Source organism: Dyella sedimenti (assembly GCF_022760995.1).
GTDB lineage: Bacteria > Pseudomonadota > Gammaproteobacteria > Xanthomonadales > Rhodanobacteraceae > Dyella > Dyella sedimenti.
Window position 1 is genome coordinate 1 of record NZ_JAKWJO010000003.1, and the last position, 21380, is coordinate 21380.

At 66.2% G+C, this 21380-nt stretch carries 23 protein-coding genes and 2 riboswitches; of the genes, 15 read left to right on the forward strand and 8 right to left on the reverse strand.

Translation table 11 applies throughout. The features are described from left to right. The first annotated feature begins 244 nt into the window (after window positions 1-244). On the forward strand, window positions 245-496 hold the full coding sequence (locus MJ605_RS07660; RefSeq protein ID WP_243040766.1) for a hypothetical protein: 252 nt from the start codon (window positions 245-247) through the stop codon (window positions 494-496). On the opposite strand, the gene MJ605_RS07665 is transcribed toward MJ605_RS07660, so the two are convergent. Further along, the gene (locus MJ605_RS07665; protein ID WP_243040767.1) at window positions 490-1743 is read right to left on the reverse strand and encodes a YbfB/YjiJ family MFS transporter; all 1254 of its coding nucleotides are present in this window, start codon (window positions 1741-1743) and stop codon (window positions 490-492) included. The genes MJ605_RS07660 and MJ605_RS07665 overlap by 7 nt on opposite strands. A gap of 98 nt (window positions 1744-1841) precedes the next feature. Between MJ605_RS07665 and MJ605_RS07670 the strand changes: the two genes are divergently transcribed. After that, window positions 1842-2786, forward strand: a complete 945-nt coding sequence (locus MJ605_RS07670) for a LysR family transcriptional regulator (protein WP_243040768.1) — start codon at window positions 1842-1844, stop codon at window positions 2784-2786. Here MJ605_RS07670 and MJ605_RS07675 read toward each other — a convergent pair. Continuing rightward, window positions 2772-3410, reverse strand: a complete 639-nt coding sequence (locus tag MJ605_RS07675) for a TetR/AcrR family transcriptional regulator C-terminal domain-containing protein (RefSeq protein WP_243040770.1) — start codon at window positions 3408-3410, stop codon at window positions 2772-2774. The two genes, MJ605_RS07670 and MJ605_RS07675, sit on opposite strands and share 15 nt — an antisense overlap. A 79-nt stretch (window positions 3411-3489) precedes the next feature. On the opposite strand from MJ605_RS07675, the gene MJ605_RS07680 reads away from it, so the two are divergent. Together MJ605_RS07680 and MJ605_RS07685 are read left to right on the forward strand one after the other, a co-directional pair. Continuing rightward, window positions 3490-4464 carry a quinone oxidoreductase family protein gene (locus MJ605_RS07680; protein ID WP_243040772.1) on the forward strand — a complete coding sequence of 325 codons (975 nt, stop codon included), beginning with the start codon at window positions 3490-3492 and terminating at the stop codon, window positions 4462-4464. After that, window positions 4461-5396: a peroxiredoxin gene (locus MJ605_RS07685; RefSeq protein ID WP_243040773.1), complete on the forward strand. Its 936-nt coding sequence runs from the start codon at window positions 4461-4463 to the stop codon at window positions 5394-5396. The genes MJ605_RS07680 and MJ605_RS07685 overlap by 4 nt, the downstream gene beginning before the upstream one ends. Before the next feature lie 90 nt (window positions 5397-5486). Here MJ605_RS07685 and MJ605_RS07690 read toward each other — a convergent pair whose 3' ends face one another. From MJ605_RS07690 to MJ605_RS07700, 3 genes are all read right to left on the reverse strand, one after another. Then, window positions 5487-5849 carry a DUF190 domain-containing protein gene (locus MJ605_RS07690; RefSeq protein ID WP_243040775.1) on the reverse strand — a complete coding sequence of 121 codons (363 nt, stop codon included), beginning with the start codon at window positions 5847-5849 and terminating at the stop codon, window positions 5487-5489. Between the two features lie 8 nt (window positions 5850-5857). After that, on the reverse strand, window positions 5858-7165 hold the full coding sequence (locus MJ605_RS07695) for a voltage-gated chloride channel family protein (RefSeq protein ID WP_243040776.1): 1308 nt from the start codon (window positions 7163-7165) through the stop codon (window positions 5858-5860). Window positions 7166-7246: 81 nt separating this feature from the next. After that, a riboswitch (Fluoride riboswitch) is annotated at window positions 7247-7312 on the reverse strand. Window positions 7313-7393: 81 nt separating this feature from the next. Beyond that, window positions 7394-7471, forward strand: a riboswitch (Fluoride riboswitch). A gap of 536 nt (window positions 7472-8007) precedes the next feature. Next, complete coding sequence (locus MJ605_RS07700) at window positions 8008-8307, reverse strand: hypothetical protein (RefSeq protein WP_243040777.1); 300 nt, start codon at window positions 8305-8307, stop codon at window positions 8008-8010. A 238-nt stretch (window positions 8308-8545) separates the two neighbouring features. Here MJ605_RS07700 and MJ605_RS07705 point away from each other — a divergent pair, with 238 nt between their 5' ends. The 3 genes from MJ605_RS07705 to MJ605_RS07715 all read left to right on the forward strand — a co-directional run bounded on the left by MJ605_RS07705 (window position 8546) and on the right by MJ605_RS07715 (window position 10044). Continuing rightward, window positions 8546-9298 carry a LysR substrate-binding domain-containing protein gene (locus MJ605_RS07705; RefSeq protein ID WP_243040779.1) on the forward strand — a complete coding sequence of 251 codons (753 nt, stop codon included), beginning with the start codon at window positions 8546-8548 and terminating at the stop codon, window positions 9296-9298. A gap of 294 nt (window positions 9299-9592) precedes the next feature. Continuing rightward, on the forward strand, window positions 9593-9805 hold the full coding sequence (locus MJ605_RS07710) for a cold-shock protein (protein WP_243040781.1): 213 nt from the start codon (window positions 9593-9595) through the stop codon (window positions 9803-9805). 98 nt (window positions 9806-9903) lie between these two features. Further along, window positions 9904-10044, forward strand: coding sequence for a hypothetical protein (locus tag MJ605_RS07715; RefSeq protein ID WP_243040784.1), 141 nt, complete (start codon window positions 9904-9906; stop codon window positions 10042-10044). A 94-nt stretch (window positions 10045-10138) separates the two neighbouring features. On the opposite strand, the gene MJ605_RS07720 is transcribed toward MJ605_RS07715, so the two are convergent. Next, window positions 10139-10438, reverse strand: a complete 300-nt coding sequence (locus MJ605_RS07720) for a YkgJ family cysteine cluster protein (protein ID WP_243040801.1) — start codon at window positions 10436-10438, stop codon at window positions 10139-10141. A gap of 65 nt (window positions 10439-10503) precedes the next feature. Beyond that, a complete protein-coding gene (locus tag MJ605_RS07725; protein WP_243040803.1) occupies window positions 10504-10956 on the reverse strand; it encodes a fasciclin domain-containing protein in 453 nt (150 codons plus the stop codon). 409 nt (window positions 10957-11365) lie between these two features. Here MJ605_RS07725 and MJ605_RS07730 point away from each other — a divergent pair, with 409 nt between their 5' ends. Then, entirely contained in the window at window positions 11366-11566 is a 201-nt protein-coding gene (locus MJ605_RS07730; protein ID WP_243040812.1) for a TonB-dependent receptor, read from the forward strand. On the opposite strand, the gene MJ605_RS07735 is transcribed toward MJ605_RS07730, so the two are convergent. Further along, window positions 11558-12925 (reverse strand): ComEC/Rec2 family competence protein, encoded by a 1368-nt coding sequence (locus tag MJ605_RS07735; RefSeq protein ID WP_243040813.1) that lies wholly within the window; start codon window positions 12923-12925, stop codon window positions 11558-11560. The two genes, MJ605_RS07730 and MJ605_RS07735, sit on opposite strands and share 9 nt — an antisense overlap. A gap of 470 nt (window positions 12926-13395) precedes the next feature. On the opposite strand from MJ605_RS07735, the gene MJ605_RS07740 reads away from it, so the two are divergent. From MJ605_RS07740 to folC, 7 genes are all read left to right on the forward strand, one after another. Further along, on the forward strand, window positions 13396-15582 hold the full coding sequence (locus MJ605_RS07740) for a TonB-dependent siderophore receptor (RefSeq protein ID WP_243040815.1): 2187 nt from the start codon (window positions 13396-13398) through the stop codon (window positions 15580-15582). Between the two features lie 294 nt (window positions 15583-15876). Then, window positions 15877-16281, forward strand: coding sequence for a heavy metal-responsive transcriptional regulator (locus MJ605_RS07745; protein ID WP_425600991.1), 405 nt, complete (start codon window positions 15877-15879; stop codon window positions 16279-16281). A 2-nt stretch (window positions 16282-16283) separates the two neighbouring features. Continuing rightward, complete coding sequence (locus MJ605_RS07750; RefSeq protein ID WP_425600997.1) at window positions 16284-18701, forward strand: heavy metal translocating P-type ATPase; 2418 nt, start codon at window positions 16284-16286, stop codon at window positions 18699-18701. A 98-nt stretch (window positions 18702-18799) separates the two neighbouring features. Then, the gene (locus tag MJ605_RS07755; protein ID WP_243040823.1) at window positions 18800-18958 is read left to right on the forward strand and encodes a hypothetical protein; all 159 of its coding nucleotides are present in this window, start codon (window positions 18800-18802) and stop codon (window positions 18956-18958) included. 96 nt (window positions 18959-19054) lie between these two features. Continuing rightward, on the forward strand, window positions 19055-19462 hold the full coding sequence (locus MJ605_RS07760; protein WP_243040825.1) for a ketosteroid isomerase-related protein: 408 nt from the start codon (window positions 19055-19057) through the stop codon (window positions 19460-19462). A 3-nt stretch (window positions 19463-19465) separates the two neighbouring features. Further along, entirely contained in the window at window positions 19466-20068 is a 603-nt protein-coding gene (locus MJ605_RS07765) for a GNAT family N-acetyltransferase (protein ID WP_243040834.1), read from the forward strand. Beyond that, window positions 20065-21360, forward strand: coding sequence for a bifunctional tetrahydrofolate synthase/dihydrofolate synthase (folC, locus tag MJ605_RS07770; protein ID WP_243040835.1), 1296 nt, complete (start codon window positions 20065-20067; stop codon window positions 21358-21360). The genes MJ605_RS07765 and folC overlap by 4 nt, the downstream gene beginning before the upstream one ends. Window positions 21361-21380 lie beyond the last annotated feature (20 nt).

Below are 21380 nucleotides of genomic sequence, written 5' to 3' on the forward strand. Positions count from 1 at the left end.
GATCGTGCTGATCACCCCGCGGGTGATCACCAGCAGCGAGGAGGCCAAGCAGGTGACGGACGAATACCAGCGCAAGTTCGAGTCGCTGGCCCCGCTGCGCGCCGCGCCCACCGCGGCGGCGGTGCCCAAGCCGTAGGCGCGTTTCCCTCTCACGCTGGGAGAGGGGAGACGTGGCGCGTTATGCTTCATTTCCAGTCGGAAGCGGCGCCATCGATTTTCTGCGCGCGCCATGAGGAGCGAATCCATGATCTCAGCCATCTTTCTGATCACCCCTGACGATTCGCGCAGGGAGCAGGTCGAGGAGGCGCCCGAGTTGCTGGAACGCGAGGGCGTCGTCTACTCGCTGCGTGGCGGCCCGCGTACGCCGCAGCCGACCAAGGAACGGACCTGGGATCCGGTGGCCGTCTACGCGCCGGACGAACTTACCGAGGAAGAGTTCCAGGACCTGTTCGAAGCCAGCCGCGGTCGTATCGAGGAATTGAACCTGCACTATTGATTGCCGGCGCTCCGCGCCATCGGGCGTTCCGATGGGGAAGGGCGGTCGCAGGCGCAGGCCAGTAGATCGATGGTGAGCGCAAGCACCATGGCCGCCGTGCCGAGGGCGAACAGCAGCCTGTAGCTGCCGCCGCTGGCCGAGAAGGCGAACGACATGGCATAGGCCGCCGCCGCCTGGAACAGCGCGAAGGCCACGGTGGCGGTGCGCCAGGCGCCGCCGTGCTGGGCGGGATGATGCGCGAGGATCTCGTGGAGGCGCCCGAGCACCAGCGGCACCGTGCCCGTCACGAACGCCCCCACGATCACGCTGGACGCGACCAGCCACGCGGTTCCGCTGGCCAGCACCGGCATGGCGACGGCGCCCGCCTCCAGCACGAAGCCGATGCGGAGCGCCCGGCCGAACCCGGTCCTGTCCGCTAGGGCTCCTGCGAGCACCGGCCCGACCGTGGCGCCGATGCCGAAGAGCACCCAGTAGGCGGCCCCGCTCGCCATGCCCTGATGGAGCCCGCGCGCCACGAAATCGACCAGGAAGAGCATGTGCGGCACCCAGCCCGCCGCGTTCAAGGCGTATTCCAGGTAGAGCGCGCGCAGCCGCCTGGCGGGAAGGGACGTGGCCGGCCTTGCGTACCGTGGCTCGGCGGCTTGGACCTCGTCCGGCCAGCCGCCCCAGGCGATGAGGGTGAGCACGGCGGACAAGGCGCCGAGGCCCAGCCAGGTGGCGCTCAGGCCGTTGCCCAGCAGCAGCGGCACCAGCGTGCCCGAGGCAGCCACGCCGATGCCGACGCCCATGAAGATGATGCCGCCGGCCAAGCCGCGGCGTGAGGGCGCCACCAGCGGCAGCACCGCCGGCGCGGCCAGCACCATCAAGGCGCCGCCAGCGAGCCCGGCGAGGAAGCGCCAGGCGAAGAACCACGTGAAGGCGGCGGGGTGGGCGCAGGCGAAGAACGCCACGGTGGCGAGCAGCATCATGCCGCGGATGGTCGCGCGCGCGGACACTCGGCGGGCCAGCGGACGTCCCGCCAGTGCGCCCGCGAGATAGCCGGCCAGGTTCGCCGCGCCCAGGTAGGCGGCCACGGTCGCATCGAACCAGTGCGCGGCCACGATGGCCGGCAGCAGCGGCGTGTACGAGAAGCGCGCCAGCCCGATGCCGACCAGGCTCGCGCAGAAGCCCGATACCACCGCCCGCCAGGCGGCGTGGACACTGCGCGTTTCGTCGTAGGGACGGGGTGGGGTTTTCGCCTTGCCCATCGGCTGGCCTTCAGTGGGAACGGCGCAAGGCTACGCGTGCCATGAAATCACTGAAAACGAAAGTTTTGGATACGACTTATCTGCATAAATGATATCTTGTGGGCTGGCGCGGCGATGGTCCCGCGCATGCGGAGCAGGCCGTGGACATCAGCGAGCTGAGAACGTTCGAGGCGGTGGCCCGCCTGGGCAGCATGAACAGGGCGGCCGCCGAGCTGCACACGGTGCAATCCAACATCACGGCACGGATGCAGGCGTTGGAGGACGAGTTGGGCATGCCGTTGCTCCGCCGCCATGCCCGGGGCGTTTCGCTCACTTCGGCCGGGCAGCGCTTGCTGCCCTTTGCCGGCCGCGTCATGACGCTGCTGGCCGAGGCGCAGGTGGCCGCCAGGGACGACGGCACGCCGGAGGGAGCGCTCGTCCTTGGCGGGCTGGAGACGACCACCGCGCTGCGGCTCTCGCCCGTGCTGACGCGATTCGCACGGGCCTATCCGCGCGTCCGCCTGGCGTTCAGCGCGGGAACCACCGCGCGCCTGGTGCAGGACGTCGTGGATGGCCGGCTCGATGGCGCCTTCGTGGCCGGTCCCATCGACCATCCCGAACTGGCGCAGGAAACCGTGTTCGCGGAAGAACTGGCGCTGCTGACGTCTCCCGCCATCCGTTCCCTCAAGGGCCTGGCCGGGCTCGCGGAGCTGCGCACCATCGTGTTCCAGTCGGGCTGTTCGTATCGCCAGCGATTGGAGGCGTTCCTGGCGCAGTCGGGCATCGTCGTCGCCAAGCCGCTGGAATTGGGTTCCCTGGATGCGATCCTGAGCTGCGTGGCGGCCGGCGTGGGCGTGACGCTGCTGCCCAAGGGCGTTGCGCAGTCGGCATTGGCCCAGTGGGATATCCGTGCGCATCGCCTTCCCCGCGAACAGGCTCGGGTCGAGACGCTTTTCGTCCGCCGGCGCGACGCCTACGTTTCCAGCGCCATGGCGGCCTTCCTCGACATGAGCCGGCATGCCGGCTTTCGCGGGAAATCAGACGCCCGATCATCGCGACGCTGAGGCGCGGGCTCCTTCGATGACCAGCTTCACGCTTTCCCGGTAACGCCGGTCGAACTGGTCGAACAGCACCGGGCCGGCCTTGCGCATGAGCGGGAACTTCCCGGCGTCCAGGGCCTGGTTGCGCTGCGCGATGTCGTAGGCGGGGGAGCGTTCGCCGGGCCGGGGAAAGACGGCCTGTTCCTCGACCACGAAGCCGATCGTGAAGGTATAGACCGTGCTCATCAGCACGATGGCCTGGCGATGGGACAGGCCGGCCTCCAATAGTTGGGCACCGATCCGTTCGGCCGCCTCGTGGAACAGTGCATTGGTGAGCCGCGATCCGGCGACCACGCGGCCCCCGTCGCGATACTGCAGGAGACGGCGGCGTATCCCCTGGCCGAACGCCATGACCCAGGCCGTCCAGTCGTCGCCTGGCCTGGCGGGCGCCAGGTCACCGCTGGCCTCCACCAATATTGTGGTCGCCATATCGTCGATCAGCGCCTGCTTGCTACTGAAGTGCCAGTACAGCGTGGGCGCCTGGATGCCCAGCCGGGCAGCCAGCTTGCGCAGCGTCAGTTCCTCCAGGCCGATGTCGTCCAGCAATTGCAGGGCGGTGCGGACGATGAGTTCGCGGTTGACTTTCATGGGACAGACTCCGACGAGTTGCGCATGAAATCTAACATGGTTAGAGTGATCTAACATTGTTAGATTTTGGAGGTGTGCCATGAAAGCAGCCGTCGTCTTCCAGGCGGGGCAATCGCCCCGCTATGCGGATTTCCAGGAGCCTTCGGCGATGCCGGGCGAGGAACTGGTATCGGTCAGGGCGTCCGCGCTCAGCCAGTTCACCCGGGCTCGCGCGTCGGGACGCCATTACAGCGCCCAGGACGTGTGGCCGGCCGTGGCAGGGTCCGATGGCGTGGGCGTCACCGCGGACGGACGCCGTGTCTATTTCGCGCTGCCCGAGGCGCCGTTCGGCGCCATGGCCGAGCGGACGCGGGTGAAGGCCGACCACTGCGTGGCACTGCCGCCGGGCATCGACGACGTCACCGCCGCCGCCATTGCCAATCCCGGCATGTCGGCCTGGGCCGCGCTGGTGAACCGTGCCGCGCTGCGGCCGGGCGAGACCGTCCTCGTCAACGGCGCCACCGGCACGGCGGGGCGCCTGGCGGTGCAACTGGCCAAGTACCTGGGTGCATCCAAGGTGATCGCCACCGCGCGCAACGAAGCCGCGCTGCGGGAAGTCGGGGCGCTTGGGGCCGATGTGATCGTTCCCTTCGACGTGGAAGGGAATGCGCATGGCGCCAAGGCGTTCGAAGAAGCCTTGAAGGAGCAGTTCGCCCAAGGCGTCGACGTGGTGATCGACTATCTCTGGGGAAAAAGCGCGGAAGTGGTGATCGCGGCGATAGCCAAGGCAGCCGGGGATGCCGCGCCGGTCCGCTTCGTGCACGTGGGTGCATCGAGCGGCGCCGACATCGCACTGCCGGGCGCCGCGCTGCGGTCGTCGGCCATCGTGCTGATGGGCAGCGGCATCAAGAGCGTGCCCTGGCGCGAACTGCTGCAAGCCGTGCGGCATGTCTACGACGCCTATGGCCCCGCGGGATTGCGCATCGCCACCCGTACCGTGCCGCTGCCGCAGGTCGAGTCGGCATGGAACGACGATGCCGGCGGGACCAGGACGGTCTTTGCCATCGGCGGATGACGCAGCCATCGCGGGTGATGGCAAGAAATAGCGAATCCCCCTGGATTTCGCTTGCGGAACCGCCGTTTATCCGCATCGCGGCGGGACGCCGGGTTCTTGCGGACGAGTGGCAACCTTTGCTCGCATGGACGGCACTCACCTTGGTTATGGCCGCTTCCTGGAATCGCCTTCGACACCATGCCGCTTCATGCCTCATCATGGCGCCCGATGCCCGCATGGCCCTGTCAGGCGCGCATGATATGCGCCGGGTCGTTCGCGGCACGTTGCCGGGGCTTCCGCGATTGTCTCTTTCCATGTGCAAGACGAGGGTTACTGCAATGAACAAGCGCCTTATGTGTTTGCTGGCCGCGGGAGCCGTGGCCGCCGGGATGGCCATGGTGCCGCCCGCGTTCGCGGAGATCGGCCAGGGGGCCGCCGCGCCCGCCTTTACTGCCCAGGCCAGCCATGCCGGCAAGGATTTCAAGTATTCGCTGGCGGATGCGCTCAAGAAGGGACCGGTGGTCGTGTACTTCTTCCCGTCCGCCTATACCGGTGGCTGCGATATCGAGGCGCATGCCTTTGCCACCGAGGCTGAGAAGTTCAAGGCGGCCGGCGCGACGATCGTCGGCGTCTCCGCCGACAGCATCCAGCGGCTCGACAAGTTTTCCGCCGACCCGAGCTACTGCGCCGGCAAGTTCCCGGTGGCGTCGGACTCCGAAGGCAAGGTCGCCGCTTTGTTCGACGTGAAGATGTCCGCGGCGGTGCCCAACGCGACCGACGTGCGCGGCGAGGCCATCGAGCACGGCTTCATCTCGCGCTCCACCTTCGTGATCGGGCAGGATGGCAAGGTCGCGGCGGTCTTTTCCTCGGAGGCCGACCACCTCCATCCGCAGGAGCACGTGAGCAAGTCGCTCGCCGTCGTGGAACAGCTGAAGGCTGGCAAGACGCCTTGATGATGGTGCGGGCGCGCTGGCGCCCGCGCATGGCGAGGATGCTTCTCGAACAGGGCCTGCATGCGCAGGCCCTGTTCGTTTCCGGTGTGCTCAGGACGCCGCTTCGGGCGCCACCTCGCAGGGCAGGAACAGCGCGCGCACATTCTTGAACTGGTGCGCGTGGTCGTCCCAGAAGGCGCGCAGCTTGCTCTCGATGTCGATCAGTTCGATGCAGTGCGGCAGGTGCGGATGGACGTGCTCGATATGGCGCAGTTGCGGCTTGCCGCCACGCAGGTAGCCGCCATGCACCTGGTGGACCAGCACCTGCTCGATGCCCTTGCTGTGCGCGGACTTCAGCACGTGCGAGGCCATGCTCGGCCGGGTCAGGCGATGCCAGAGGCTCGTGTGCTCGACCTTCTCGGCGTGGTGGAAATACAGGCGCAGGGCGGTCAGCTTGTTCATCGTTTGGCTCATGAAGGTTTTCAGGAATTGGAAGGAGTAGGGGAGGCGCGGCGGGCACGACGAAGCGCGGGAATGTCCGCGAGGCGGATGCCTTCCGGCCAATGCAGGTGCTTGGCATGGCCCACGCGCTGGGCGCGATAGATGCTGGTGTGTCCCGAGAACAGGTAGGCGATGACGCACGCCATGCCGGCATACGTGCCGATCTCCGCACCGAACAGTTCGACCGCCATCACGGTGGAGGCGATGGGCGTATTCGCCGCCCCGGCGAACACGGCCACGAAGCCCAGCCCGGCGAGCAGTGGGAAGGGCAGCGGGAGGACATAGCCCAGCGCATTGCCGAGCGTGGCGCCGATGTAGAACAGCGGCGTGACCTCGCCGCCCTTGAAGCCCGAGGCCAGGGTGACGGTGGTAAAGGCGAACTTGCCGCCGAAGTCGTAGGCCGGCAGCGGATGCAGGAAGGCCGCCTGGATGGTGGGTATGCCCAACCCGAGGTACTGGCGGCAGCCGATGGCGTAGGCCGCCGCGGCGACCACGGCGCCGCCGAGGAAGAGCCGCAGCGGCGGGTACTTGATCAGCCGCTTGAGCAGCGCGGAAAGCGCATGCGTGCTGTTGGCGAACAGCATGCCCACGATGCCGAAGCAGATGCCGGCGACGATGGTCGCGAGCACGCCCTGCCAGCTCACGTGCGGCACCAGCGGTATCGCATAGGCGGTGTGGTGGATGCCCAGGTGCAGGGTCACCTGGTCCGCGATGGCCGCGGACAGCATGCAGGGTAGCAAGGCGTCGTAGCGCACCTTGCCGATGGCCAGCACCTCCAGGCCGAAGATGGCGCCGGCCAGCGGCGTGCCGAACACCGAGGCGAAGCCCGCGCTGATGCCCGCCATCATCAGGATGCGCCGGTCCTCCTTGCCCAGCCCGAAGCGGTGGCTGATCTGGTCGGCGATGGTGCCGCCCATCTGCACCGCCGTGCCTTCGCGTCCGGCCGAGCCGCCGAACAGGTGCGTGATGACGGTGCCCGCGAACACCAGGATCGCCATCCGCTTGGGCACCAGCTTCTTGGGATCGTGGATCTCGTCGAGCAACAGGTTGTTGCCGCCCTCGACGTCCTTGCCGACGCGGTGGTAGACCCAGCCGACGACGAGGCCGGCAATGGGAAGCAGGGCCAGCATGAAGCCGTGGCTGGTCTGCTGTTGCGTGGCCCATTCGAGGGACCACAGGAAGAGGGCGGACGCACAGCCGATCAATCCGCCGATGATGGCCGAGAGCGCCAGCCACCGTCCGAGGAAGGGCACCATGGCCACTTGCTCGGGTACCGATAAACGCTTCATCAGGTCTCCAGATTTGAGTGGATCAAACCCGGACAGGCGGAAGCAGCAGGCATAAAAAAAGCCTACGACCTCCCTGTCAGGGAACGCGTAGGCATCATCAGCCGATCGCTCGGCGGTTCGCGGAGGCATGCCATCTCCGTACCCGCCAGTATAACAATTCGTTGCTGCATCGCAATATGCGCCGACCGGGCGGTTCCACTTGCGCTTCATCCGATGGCCGCTACCATCGTCGCCCAGGGAGATGGCATGCCTCCCGTCCGGCCTGTCTGGCAAACCGCCCTCGAGGTTAATGATGCCTGCGTTCCCGACCCTGGGAGCGTAGGCGCGCCATGGCTTGTTGCCGGCGCGATGCGCACCCGCACGACGAGGTGCCGCCGCGCATGGATACCGTTGCCGAAGCCAGCTTCAGCGTTCTCTATCGAGATCCCGGGGCAGGCGTGGATGAGGCGACGCCGCGCCCGGCCTGCTTCGTGGATCTCCATCTCGACCAGATCGTCGATGCGATCGCCAAGCCCGCCGAGGCATACCGGCTGGCCCCGTTCTTCCACGCGCCGCTCGCAAGCGTGGAGGACATCGCCTATCGTCAAGCCGTCATGCGCGATCTCGCGCAGGCGGACTTGGTGCGCGCCATCCAGGCTTTCGCGGACGGCATGCGTATGGTGCGGGCCTGCCAGCAGCATGCGGACGAGTGCCATTACCCCTACGAGGCCAGGCGCTGGCTGCTCGCCGCCGGCGAAACCTATTGCGGGACGGTGAGGGCGCTTGCCCAGGGGGTCGAACCCCTGGGCCTGGCTTCCACGGGCCTGTGCAGGATGCGTGACCACCTGCAGGCCTACCTGGGGTCATCGGAGTTCCTGCGGCTGGAGCAGGACGTCGACGATACCCTGGCCGGCCTGCGCGGCATCCGCTACGCGGTGCTCTTCAAGGACGGCGTCACGGTGCGGCGCTATGACGGCGAGCCCGACTACAGCGAAGTCGTCACGGCGTTGTTCGCGAAGTTCCGGCAGGCCGCCGCCACCGACTACCTGGCGCACTTCCCGGTCCACGACAGGCTCAACCACGTCGAGGCGATGATCCTCGAACGCGTGGCCCTGCTTTTTCCAGGCGAGTTCGGCCGTCTGGATGCCTATGTCGCCGGGCACGCGGACTTCGTGGATCCCTCGATGCTACGGTTCGACCGCGAGGTGCAGTTCTACCTGGCCTATCGCGCCTATATCGAACCGCTGAAGCGGCTCGGGTTCGCGTTCTGCTACCCGGAGGTCTCGGAAAGCCGCAAGGACATCCATGTGGAGCAGGCGTTCGACCTTGCCCTTGCGGCCGCACGCCGGGACTCGCCGCGGCAGGTCGTGCGCAACGACGCGCACCACGCGCAAGCTCACGTTGACCGACGCCGGCGTGGCCTATGTGGCGGCGGCGCGCCGCATCCTGGACGAGGTGGAGGAAGCCGAGCGCGAGGCGGCGGGCGAATTCACCATGCCCAAAGGCGAGCTGGTGGTGACCGCGCCGGTCTTCTTCGGCCGCTTGCACGTCTTGCCCGTGGTGATCGATTTCCTTGCCCTGTATCCGGAGATCGACCTTCGCCTGATCCTGGCCGATCGCAACGTCGATCTCGTCAGCGACCACGTGGACATGGCCGTGCGCATCGGCAAGTTACCGGACAGTTCCATGGTGGCCACCCAGGTGGGCGCGATGAGGACCGTCACCTGCGCGAGCCCCGCATTCCTTGCCGGCCATGGCGTGCCCAGGCAGCCGGACGACCTGTTGAAATACCCGTGCGTGGCGGCCATCACGCCCACGCCCGTGCCGTCCTGGCGCTTCCGCATGCCAAGGTCGCAGGCCATGCGCGACGTGCCGATTCGCTCGCGGCTCGCCGTGACGACGCCGGAGGCGGCGGCCCAGGCCGCGATCCAGGGCGTGGGAATCACTCGCCTGCTGCAATACCAGGTGGCCGATGCCGTGCGGGACGGCGCGCTGCGAATCGTCCTCGAAAGCTACGAACCGGAGCCTGCCCCCGTCCACCTGCTCCACGTGTCGCGAGGCCAGATGCCGCTGAAGCTGCGGAGCTTCATCGACTTTGCCGTGCCGCGATTGCGGGAGGCATTGGCCCGGCTCGCAGGGCCGGCGGGCATGTGAGCACTGCGGTTCCGCAGGGCTTGCCGCTTCGGCAGCGGCAATGCCGTAGTGATTTGACCCCAGGCATGCGAAGGAAGGCGACAGCGGCGGGGCATGTCTGTATGGGAGCTTGTCCCGGCATTTGCTCTTTGAGCCAATGCCGTATATGGTGGGCGGGCTGAGTTTCAAGGGTCACCATGAATTGTGGCCCGATGCTGTAGATTGCAGTTCCACTACACCGTTGTACCCCGTTCCTCCTTGCGACCAGCCTCTTCGCCGCTATGCGGCTTTTATTCGTTCCAAGGAGAAATAAACATGTCCCAGACAGAAACCGGTACCGTGAAGTGGTTCAACGATGCCAAGGGCTTTGGCTTCATCAGCCGGGACCAGGGCGGTGACGATGTATTCGTACACTTCCGCTCGATCCAGTCTTCTGGTTTCAAGAGCCTAGTCGAGGGTCAGAAGGTGTCCTTCACCGTGACCCAGGGCCAGAAGGGCCTGCAGGCTGAGCAGGTGCAGGCGGTCTAAGGACCTTTGCCAAGAACGTAAAAAGCCCGGCCTTGCGCCGGGTTTTTTTTCCTCGAATGTTTCCGACGCGGCTGGTCAGTGCATGCCGGAATGCCGGCGTGGCCTATGCATCCTTGATGCTCGATGCCCTCGCGGCGGGCTCTGCCCTTGCACCGTCGCGCGATGCCATCTTCTTGGCCTGCTTGCTGTCCTGCTTCTTCTTCTTCGCGATCTCGCGCTGGCGTTTTTCGAAGGAATAGTTTGTCTTTGCCAATGGAGCTTTCCCGGGCTGGTGAGGAAGGGGAGCGGACTCTTGCAAGTGCGTCCGCCGGTAGTGTCGCTAGGCAGTAGGGCCTATGCGGCAGATTCGTGTCGCGCGCTGGCGGCGGGGCCGCTGTACTCGGTGCGAATGGCCTTGCAATAGGGGCCATTCATGACAAAGCGGCGGCACACGGTGGGCCGGGTCTCATAGATGCCGCAGTTCATGCGCACGCTGTTCAGAGCCACGCACCAGCCATCCTCGCCACGCTTCATGACATGCAAACCTTCCGGTGAATGCGTGGTGAGGTGCAGGGGAATACGGTCTTCCGGCTGCAGGACGACCATGAGGCGACAGCAGACGGCCTCGCAGGTGGAACAGTGTACGCCATCCATGGCCGGACTGGTTGGTAGGGTCGTGTGCAAGAGATTTTTCCCGCTTTACCACAAGCTCCCGACGATCAATGCCTGGTAGGCACATTTACCCGATCGATTGCATGGATGATGCCGTTGCTTGAAGCGATATCCGTCTTCGTGATGGTGGCTTCGCCAATACGCAGCTTGTCGCCATCCTTGGTGATCGTCGCAGTCTGGCCCTGCATCATCTTCGGCGTGGTGAGCCTTTCAACGTCGGCAGCCGATGCGCGACCGGGCAGAACGTGATACTTCAGCACGGAGATCAACTCCGCCTTGTTCTCGGGCTTGAGCCAATGGGCGAGCGTGTCCTTGGGCAGCTTCTCGAAGGCTTCATCCGTCGGTGCGAAGATGGTAAATGGGCCCGAATTCTTCAGGACGCTGGCGAGATCCGCCGCTTCGAGGGCCTTGCCAAGGGTATGGAAGGAGTCGTTGGAGGCCGCTGTCTCGACGAGATTCTTGCTGCCAACGCGAGGAGCATTGTGATCGTTGCTGGACATGGGTATATGCCTTAAGTGGTGATTCGCAGTGCGAATCCAGGGCGGACCGAGCCGCAACTCCGATGAAGATCGGGGAAGTACTCAGATGGCGTTAGGGACAGGACCGCGTGACTGAGGCGCTTGCCAGGGAGGGCTATATCTTTCCAAGCGCCAAGGCAGCATGCGCTTTTATTTGTTACGTGATGGTGATGTGACGTCATGCCACCGAGGCTGCAATCTCCACGCGATGGGGGTGTGATAGCCATGGCGTCGTCCGGCCACCTTCCCGGTATCGCAGGACATGTGGACCACCAGCCCGCACCGTGGCTTCTTGCCGGGCGATAGCGGCCCTGGCCCATTCCGTGGGCTTTACGCATCCCATTCGGCAAGGAGTAGTGTCAACGCACGATCGCCCACGGGTTATGTGGCTATGCATGACTTGCTTGGCACCACAAGCAACGGATTCAGCTATACCGCGCAGTACGACGCGGCAGTGCTGGACAGCGTCATATGGGCGGCGACCTTCCGGAAGGATGGCATCTACCGGGGAATGCGCCATGGGCGCATTTTCGACGTTTCAAAGCTGTCGAGTCCTGATCGTGAACAGGCCCTGAGAACGGCGCTACTTTGACATATAGGGCCCAAACCGCTTTAGGACCTCTCGGCGTTTGTCGTCGCTGAGGATATAGACCTCGTATTGGTCGCTGGCGGGGGCGACCCGTATGACGACGTTGCCGCCATAGCTTTTGTAGACGCTGTCCATGATCGGCCCGATCACATCCCGGCTTTCCGGGCTCATGCCGGTGGAGAACACGTCCCTGGGGCCGGGATAGAGACCTTTCGAGGCCATCCTGTTGACGACCTCTTCGCCTGGCTGTGGCGAAAGCCAGTTCTCCTGCACGATCACGCGCGGTTGCAGGTTGCGAAGGATGTTCTGGTTGGTCGAATCCCTGTTCCCGTGATGATCGAGCAACATGACATCGACGGGCCCGACAACCGCGGACACGGGTGTTTCGATGTCGCGCCACCAGGGCTGGTCGTAGTTGGGCACGCCCGGGATATCGCCGCCCGTGTAGTACTTGAACTTCCCGTAGGCGAGCAACAACACGTTGCTGAGCGGGTTCTCGTCGAAATGGCAATCCGTGATCGCGCCTTTGGGAATGTAGTACTGCGTGCCATCTCCCGCGCCAGTCCAGATGATGCCGCTGGATGCGATATTGCGGATATGGAAGCTCGGGAATGCGTCGGCTTGCCCGAGCTTGATCTGGTCCAGCACACCCGGCTTGAGGCCGGCCACGGCTTGGCCATGGGCCATCCGGTATGCCACGAAGCCCAGGTAATTCGACAGGGAGAGGGCGTCAGAGCCCTGGAGGCCATCGGGCCCCTGCAGGCACTTGCGCAGGTCGACCGGGTAGTCGTACGCGGGCGCGGCGCGATCGATGAGCATGCCTATGGGAATGAGATCGGCAAGTTCCGTGATCCCCGCCAGGCGATAGGCGCCGGTCCGGGACATAGGCTTGTCCGGGGTGATCGTGCCGTAATGGTCGGTGTGGAAATGCGTGATGAGCGCGTAGTTCAGTTTGACCGGCCGCCCAGCCGGCGCGAACTGGCGGATGTAGTCGGCGATCCAATAGGCCGCCGAATGCGCACCGTCGGGACGGGGCGGAAACGGTTTCAGCGGTCGTACGGATGCCTCGAATGCCGGATCCGCTTCTCCCGCATCGATCAGCATGGTCGTTCCGTCGGGGAAAACGAAATACGTCGAATTGCCTCGCCCCGTGCTGATGTGATGGATGTAGAGATAGCCCCTGGACCATGCCGGCAGGCTGGCGGGGTCGCCCGGTGCGGCAAAGATGGATGACGCCGGCATACACGCAACGACCATGCCTGCCAGCGCAACGTATCTGCGCACGCCGCGCGGCTTTTTTCGGCACCGTTGCCCCGTGAGTTTCTCCAGCAGGCTGTGCAGGATGGCGCCGGGTTTCGTCATGATGGGATCCTTACGCCACGCGGCCGAGTTCGCGGGTCTTGGGGAAGGCCGCCCGGGCATGCGGTGAACAGATTCTTAGTCGCAGGGCATGCCCATCCTCCAGACCGATGCTATCGGGACTTCTTGTCGCAGCCGATTGCGCAGACTGCGGAACCACGCGAAGCACTATCGCACGAGCATCGTGGTCGGCCGACAACAACGCCCATCTCATGAACTCGCGAACCCGCAGTATGCAGAACGGGTAACAGACTGGCAGTCCTTTAATTTCAAATAGATGGCGAGCGAACTCGATCCGGAGGGTATGCCGACGGGCTCCTGGGCATTCCGATAGGTAAGGCTCCACCGCGTCAAGGCCATCCCAGCACTTGTTTAACAGGAATATTGTAGATGAGATCGATTCTCATTTATTATGACTTGCACTGAGTGCCTGCCGAGTGCCGGCCTCATTCGTCATTTTCGGGAATCCCCTCATGTCCAATGCTTTCCGTCGCGCGCACGCCCTGCGCGCCCCGCGCCTTTCCGTGCTCGCCATCGGGCTGTTGCTTGCCATGCAAGCCCATGCCCAATCCGCCGCCGATGCCTCGGCCAAGAATGACGCTTCGACCAAGAATACGGCCGCTGACAAGGACAAGGCGACCGAACTGGGCGCGGTGCGGGTCGTCGCCCAGCGCGCCGAGCGCGTCAGCAACGGCGCCACCAACCTCGACCTGGATATCAAGGACACGCCACAGTCGATCAGCGTGGTGGACAGCGAACAGATGCGCGATTTCGGCGCCAACAACGTCAACGATGCGCTGCGCCTGACCACTGGCATCAACGTCGAGCAGTGGGAAACCGACCGCAGCAACTACACCGCGCGCGGTTTCGATATCGAGAATACCCAGATCGACGGTGTCGGCATGCCGAACGGCTGGGGCATCGTCACCGGTGCGCTGGATGCCTACGGCTACGACAAGATCGAAGTAATCCGCGGCGCGAACGGCTTGCTGACCGGCGTCGGCAATGCGTCGGGCACGATCAACTACGTGCGCAAGCGCCCCACCAATGAGGCTCAGGGCGAGGCCGGGATCAGCTACGGCTCGTGGGGCAGCACGCGCGAGCAGCTCGACTACTCCACGCCGTTCACCGCCAGCGGCACCTGGGCCGGACGCATCGTCGCCGTGCACGAAGACGACGGTTCGTACCTGCGCGGCCTCGACAACAAGCGCGACTACCTCTACGGCGTGGTCGACGGCCAGGTCGGCGAGAACGGCACGCTGACCCTCGGCTACAGCTACCAGAAGGCCAAGACCAACGGCAACATGTGGGGCGCGTTGACCTACAACCTTGTCGATGGCAGCCAGATCGGCTGGAACCGCAGTGCTTCGACGGGGCAGGACTGGACGTACTGGAACACGCAGAACAACAACGCCTTCATCGAATACACCTACGCGCTGTCCGACAACTGGCAGGTGAAGGCCACGTACAACTACCAGCGCTTCGAAGAAGACGATCTGCTGCTCGACGCGTACACCACGACGGGCCTCGATCCGCGGACCCGCGAAGGACTGGTCGGCTGGGCGTACCGCGGCAACGACACCACCACCGAGCACATGGGCAACGTCAGCGTCAACGGCCATTTCGATTGGCTCGGCCACGACCAGGAAGTGATGCTTGGCGCCAGCACCGCGTATAGCAACTATCCGCAGTACGAATACCCGATCGATGCCAGCCAGGCGGCGTTCGGCATGCTGCCGGGCTTCCCGTATGCCGGCGACGCGATTCCCAAGCCGACGTGGGGCGACAGGATCTTGAGCGACACGCTCAGCCAGCATCTCAAGCGCGTGTTCGGCGCGACGCGCCTGACCCTGACCGACAAGCTCAAGGCTGTGGTCGGCTTCAACTACGCGGCCTTCAGCCGCAACGACACCAGTTCCGGTTCGCAGAGCCAGACCAAGCTCAGTCCTTACGGCGGACTGACTTACGACTTCAGCGACAACGTGCTCGGCTACGTCAGTTATTCGGACATTTTCCAGCCGCAGGATTACTACGACATCCACCATGTCTATCTCAAGCCGACCAAGGGCGAGAACTACGAAGCCGGCGTCAAGGCCGACTGGTTCGACAAACGCCTGCTGACCACGCTGGCCGTGTTCGACGCCAAGCAGAAGAACCTGGGCACCTATGCCGGCATGGACCTGGACACGTTCCAGTACTACTACGTCGGCGAGGACGTGGAATCGAAGGGTTGGGAATTCGAGGCCACCGGCAAACTCAACGATTACGTCGACCTCGTGCTCGGCTACACGCACCTGACGCTCGATGGCGACAAGACGCTGCTGACCACCGTCGATGGCCGCATCAATCCGTGGATTCCGCGCAATACCGCCAACTTCCTGTTGAGCGCGCATGTGCCGGGCCACGAAGCGTTGTCGTTCGGCGCCGGCGGCAATTGGCGCGACAAGACCGCCAACGTGGACAGCTACACGGGCTATGCGGTGCGCCAGGGCGCCTACGCGGTATACAACGTGTTTGCCGCGTGGGAGGTGGTCAAGAACCTCACCCTGCGTGCGAACATCAACAACGTCGCCGACAAGAAATACATCGGAAGCCTGTACTCGATCGGCTATTACGGCGCACCGCGCAATTATTCACTGAGCCTCAACTGGAAGTTCTAAGAGCCTGTTCAAAATCTCCACGGGCCACAGGGCACCAACCCTCCCCTGCACGCAGGGGAGGGGGCCGGAGCGCACATGTTTTTGGCTCCTCTCCCTGCACGCAGGGGGAGGTTGGGAGGGGGGGCAGGGGGCACATCGAGATCGGCGGTCGGGTTGACTCGCGTGGCTTCCGCTGGCGCCTTTGGTGACAGCGCCAAGGCCCCTCGACGGCGACAAAACGCCCCGGCGCCAGGCTTGACTCTAGACCTTGATCAAGGGTCTAGACTTGGCGGCATGAACACATCACCGTCTCCCATGACCATCGGTGCCGTCGCCAAGCGCGTCGGCGTGGCGATCGACACCATCCGTTACTACGAGCGCGAAGGCTTGCTGCCCGAACCGGAGCGAAGGGCATCCGGGTATCGCAGCTATGACGAAGGCGCGGTGCGGCAATTGCGCTTTATCCGTCGCGCCAAAGACCTGGGCTTTACGCTGGAAGAGATCCGCGACCTGCTGGCGCTGTCCGCCGATCGCAAGCGCGGGGTGAAGGCAGTGCGGCAGCGGGCGCGGGATCGGCTGGCCGCGATCGACGAGCGCATCGTCGAGCTGACCCGCGTGCGAAACGGGCTGGAACAGTTGATCGAGGCCTGCCCCGGCCACGGGGCGCCGGAGCAATGCCCGATTCTACGTGCGCTGACCGGACAGGAGGACGAGGCATGAACATGGAAAAGCACGCCTGCTACGGCGGCAAGGAACCAGTGGCGGAGCCGGCGGCGAAATCCTGTTGTGGCGGCCACGTATCCGCCGCGCTGCCGATGCATCCTCATGCCCGTCACGGCGATCATGCCCAGGCCGCCAAGGACCCGGTCTGCGGCATGTCCGTGGATCCCGCCACGGCCGTCCACCGCGCCGAGCACGGGGGGCAGACCTATTACTTCTGCGCGCAGCGCTGCAAGGAGCGGTTCCTGGCCGATCCGCAGCGCTACCTGCAGCCGTCGCCGGAACCGGCGCCGGTGGTGGCCGGCGCGATCTACACCTGTCCGATGCATCCGGAGGTGCAGCAGGCGGGTCCCGGCCATTGCCCCAAGTGCGGCATGGCGCTGGAACCGATGATGCCCAGCCTGGACGAGGATGACGGCCATGAGCTGCGCGCGATGTCGCGGCGCTTCTGGGTGCTGGCTGCGATGACCCTGCCGGTGTTCCTGCTGGCGATGGGGCCGCATCTGTTTGGTTGGCAATTGCCCGCGCCATGGGATGGTGCGGCCGCCTGGGTGGAGGCCGTGCTGGCCACCGCCGTGGTGCTATGGGGCGGTGCGCCGTTCTTCGAGCGCGGCTGGCGCTCACTCAAGCCATGGTCGCCGAACATGTATACGCTGATCGCCCTGGGCACCGGCGTGGCCTGGCTTTACAGCATGGTGGCGTTCCTGGCGCCGTCGCTGTTCCCGGCGGGTTTCCGCGACATGCATGGCCGCGTGGGCGTGTACTTCGAATCGGCCGCGGTGATCGTCACCCTAGTGACGTTGGGCGATTTCCTGGAACTGCGCGCCCGGCGTCGTACCGGCGCCGCATTGAAGGGGTTGCTGGGCCTGGCGCCCAAGACCGCGCGCCGCATCGCCGCCGACGGCGGCGAGCGCGACGTGCCGCTGGAAGATGTGCACCCCGGCGACATCTTGCGTATCCGCCCCGGCGAGAAAGTGCCGGTGGACGGCGTCGTGCTGGAAGGCGAGAGCCACGTGGACGAATCCATGCTCACCGGCGAGCCGCTGCCGGTGGCCAAGCGCGCCGGCGAGCGCGTGACCGGCGGCACGCTCAACCAGGATGGCGCCTTGCGGATGCGCGCGGACAAGGTTGGTGCGCAGACCTTGCTGGCGCAGATCGTGGCGCTGGTGGCGCAGGCGCAGCGCAGCAAGGCGCCGCTGCAGCGCGTGGCCGACCGCGTGGCGGCGTGGTTCGTGCCGGCGGTGGCGGCCGTGGCGGTGCTGGCTTTCGCGCTATGGGCGTGGCTGGGGCCGGACCCGAGGCTCGCCTATGCGCTGATCGCGGGCGTGTCCGTGCTGATCATCGCGTGCCCATGCGCGCTGGGCCTGGCCACGCCGATCTCGATCATGGTGGCCAGTGGCCGTGCCGCGCAGAACGGCGTGCTGTTCCGCGACGCCGCGGCCATCGAGGCCTTGCGTGGCATCGATACGCTGGTGGTGGACAAGACCGGCACGCTGACCGAGGGCAAGCCGGCCTTGAGGGACGTGGCCAGCGTCGGCGCGTATCCGTTCGACCAGTTGCTGGCGCTGGCGGCGGCGCTGGAAGCGCCCAGCGAGCATCCGCTGGCGCGAGCCATCCTGGCGGGAGCGCAATCGCGCGGCATCGCGGTGCCGGACGTGGCGGACTTCCGCTCCACCACGGGCGCCGGCGTGCAGGGCACGGTGCAGGGGCATGCGGTCGCGCTGGGCAACCAGCAGTTGTTGTCGAACCTGAGCATCGAGGCGGCCCCTGCCGCATTCGAGCGCGCCGACACCCTGCGTGCTGATGGCGCCACGGTGATGTTCCTGGCGGTGGATGGCCGTCTGCAAGGCCTCGTCGCCGTAGCCGATCCGGTCAAGGCGAGCACGCCGCAGGCGATTCGCGACCTGCATGCGGCGGGCCTGCGCATCGTGATGCTGACCGGCGACAACGCCATCACCGCCAAGGCAGTGGCTGGCGCGCTGGGCATCGACGACGTGCATGCGGATGTATCGCCGGCGGACAAGGCGGCCGTGATCCGTACGCTGCGCGGGCAGGGCCATCGCGTGGCGATGGCGGGCGACGGCATCAACGACGCGCCGGCGCTGGCCCTGGCGGATGTGGGCATCGCCATGGGCACCGGCACCGACATCGCCATGGAAAGCGCCCAGGTGACCTTGGTGAAGGGCGAACTCACTGCCATCGTGCGCGCCCGCGCGCTGTCGCGGGCCACCGTGCGCAATATCCGGCAGAACCTGTTCTTCGCTTTCCTCTATAACGCCATCGGCGTGCCGTTGGCGGCGGGCCTGCTGTATCCGCTGCTGGGCGTGATGCTGTCGCCGATGGTGGCGGCGCTGGCAATGAGCCTGTCCTCGGTGTCGGTGGTGGGCAACGCCCTGCGCCTGCGCCGGGCGCCCTTGTGATGCTTGTCACCCGCGATGCCTGACGGCACGCCCTGCCGGGCGGGCCGGGCAGGGCGGAACATGCCTCCCGCACCGCTGGGGTGCGGGAGGGCATTCACATGAACATCATCGACGACACGCGCAGCACCCTGGAAAAGCACATGCCGCTGCTGCTCGGCCTGCTGGTTGCACTGCTGGCGGGACGGGCGCTCAAGAAAATGTTCTGGACCGCGTTCGGCATGTACTGGGCGCTGCGGGCCACGGGTGTGCATTTCTAGCCGGCCTGCGCCGGCATGACGAGGTGTGGGGTGAGGCGTGCGGATACGGCCATGCTTTAAGCTGTGCGCCCCGCCATACCCCGCAGGAAGCCTCGCATGTCCGCCAGCACCGACCTGATCGCACGCTATTACGACGCCTTCAACCGCGCCGACTGGGAAGCCATGCTGGCCTGCCTCGCCGACGACGTGGCGCACGACATCAACCAGGGCCACCGCGAGACCGGGCGCGACACCTTCCGGCGCTTCCTGGAGCGCATGAACCGCTGCTACCGCGAGCAACTGCGCGACATCGTGGTGATGGCCGGCGCCGACGATACCCGTGCCGCCGCCGAATACGTGGTGCACGGCGAGTACCTGGCCGACGACGAGGGCCTGCCGCCGGCGCGCGGCCAGCGCTACGTACTGCCGGGCGGGGCATTCTTCGACATTCGCGGCGGCCGCATCGCGCGCGTCAGCAACTACTACAACCTGCAGGACTGGATCGCCCAGGTCGTGGGCGCCTGAGCGATGGACGTGCGCATCATCACCAGCGTCGGCGGCGCGGTGACGCCCTACCTGGCGGACCTGGCGCGCCTGCGCATCGAGGTGTTCCGCGACTATCCCTATCTCTACGACGGGGACATGGCCTACGAGCAGCGCTACCTGGAGGCCTATGCCAGGTCGCGCCGCAGCGTGTTCGTGCTGGCGTTGGACGGCGACAAGGTGGTGGGCTGCGCCACCGGCATGCCGCTGGTGGATGAGGTCGCGGCCATCCAGCAGCCGTTCGTGGAGCGGGGCATGCTGCTCGGCGAAGTGTTCTATTTCGGCGAATCGGTGCTGCTGCCGGCCTATCGCGGGCTGGGCCTGGGGCATCGCTTCTTCGACCAGCGCGAGGCGCATGCGCGGCGCGTGCCCGGCATTCGCTGGACCGCGTTCTGCGCGGTGGAGCGCGCCGCCAACGATCCACGCCGCCCGGCGGATTATCGGGCCAACGATGCGTTCTGGACCGGACGGGGCTACCGGCGACAGGAGGACATGTTCTGCACGCTGGACTGGACCGAGGTCGATGCGCTGGCTTCGACGCCGCATCGCCTGCGCTTCTGGATGCATCCGCTGGATACCGCCGCATGACCCGCACCCTCGACGAATGGCTGGCCTACCAGGAGCGCGTGAACGTGCGCAGCATCGAGCTGGGGCTCGATCGTGTGCGTGCTGTCTGGCAGCGCATGGGAGCGCCCGTGCCGGCGCGACGTGCGATCACCGTGGGCGGCACCAATGGCAAGGGCTCCACCGTGGCCATGCTGGAGGCCATGCTGGCCGCCGGCGGCCAGCGCGTGGGTTGCTACACCTCGCCGCACCTGCTGCATTACCGTGAGCGCGTGCGCATCGATGGCGCGGAGGCCAGCGCTCCGGCGCTGGTGGCGAGTTTCGAACGCATCGAGGCGGCACGCGGCGAGATTCCGCTGACCTATTTCGAGTTCGGCACGCTGGCCGCGCTGGACCTGTTCGCCCGTGCTGGCCTCGACGTAGCCGTGCTGGAAGTGGGGCTGGGCGGGCGGTTGGATGCGGTGAACATCATCGATGCCGACGTGGCCGTCATCACCACGGTCGACCTGGACCACCTGGACTGGCTGGGGCCGGACCGCGACAGCATTGGCGTGGAAAAGGCCGGCATCGCCCGCGCGGGGCGGCCTGCCATCGTGGGTGAGGACGATCCGCCGGCCGGGTTGCTGGAAGCCTTGCGCCGGATCGGCGCCGACACGCAGCGCGCCGGCCTGGATTTCGGCGTGGAGCGCCTGCCCGCGGGGGGCTGGCGCTGGTGGCATCGCGACGGCACCGTGCTGGCGCTGCCCGACCCGGCGCTGGCGGCGCCGGTGCAATACGCCAACGCGGCCAGCGCCGTGGCGGCGCTGCATGCCCTGCGCGCCGTGGATGCGCCGCTGGCCGGCATCGACCTCGGCCAGGCGGCCACCGCGGGACTGCGTCGGGCGAAGGCGAGCGCGCGCCTGCAATCGCTGGGCGGAGACCCGGCCCTGGTGGTGGACGTGGGCCACAACCCGCAGGCGGCGCGCGCCCTGGCCGAGTGGCTGGACACGCGGCCGCACGGGCGCGTGCATGCCGTCTATGGCGCCCTGTCCGACAAGGACGTGGGCGGCGTGATCCGCGCCCTGGGTACGCGGATCGACCATTGGCACCTGGCCGCTCTGGACCGCGACACGCCGCGCGGCCTGCCGGCCGAGGCGCTGGCCGGGCAACTGCGGTTGGTGCTGCCGCAGGCGCGCTACGACGCGCATGCCTCCGTGGGCGAGGCGCTGGCCGCTGCGCGCGCGGCGGCGCGGCCGGGCGAATGCATGCTCGCGTTCGGTTCGTTTTTCGTGGCGTCGGCCGTGCTGGCTGAATCGTCCGGACAGGATTCGGCCTGACCGGCGGCGCGGGCGGGTAT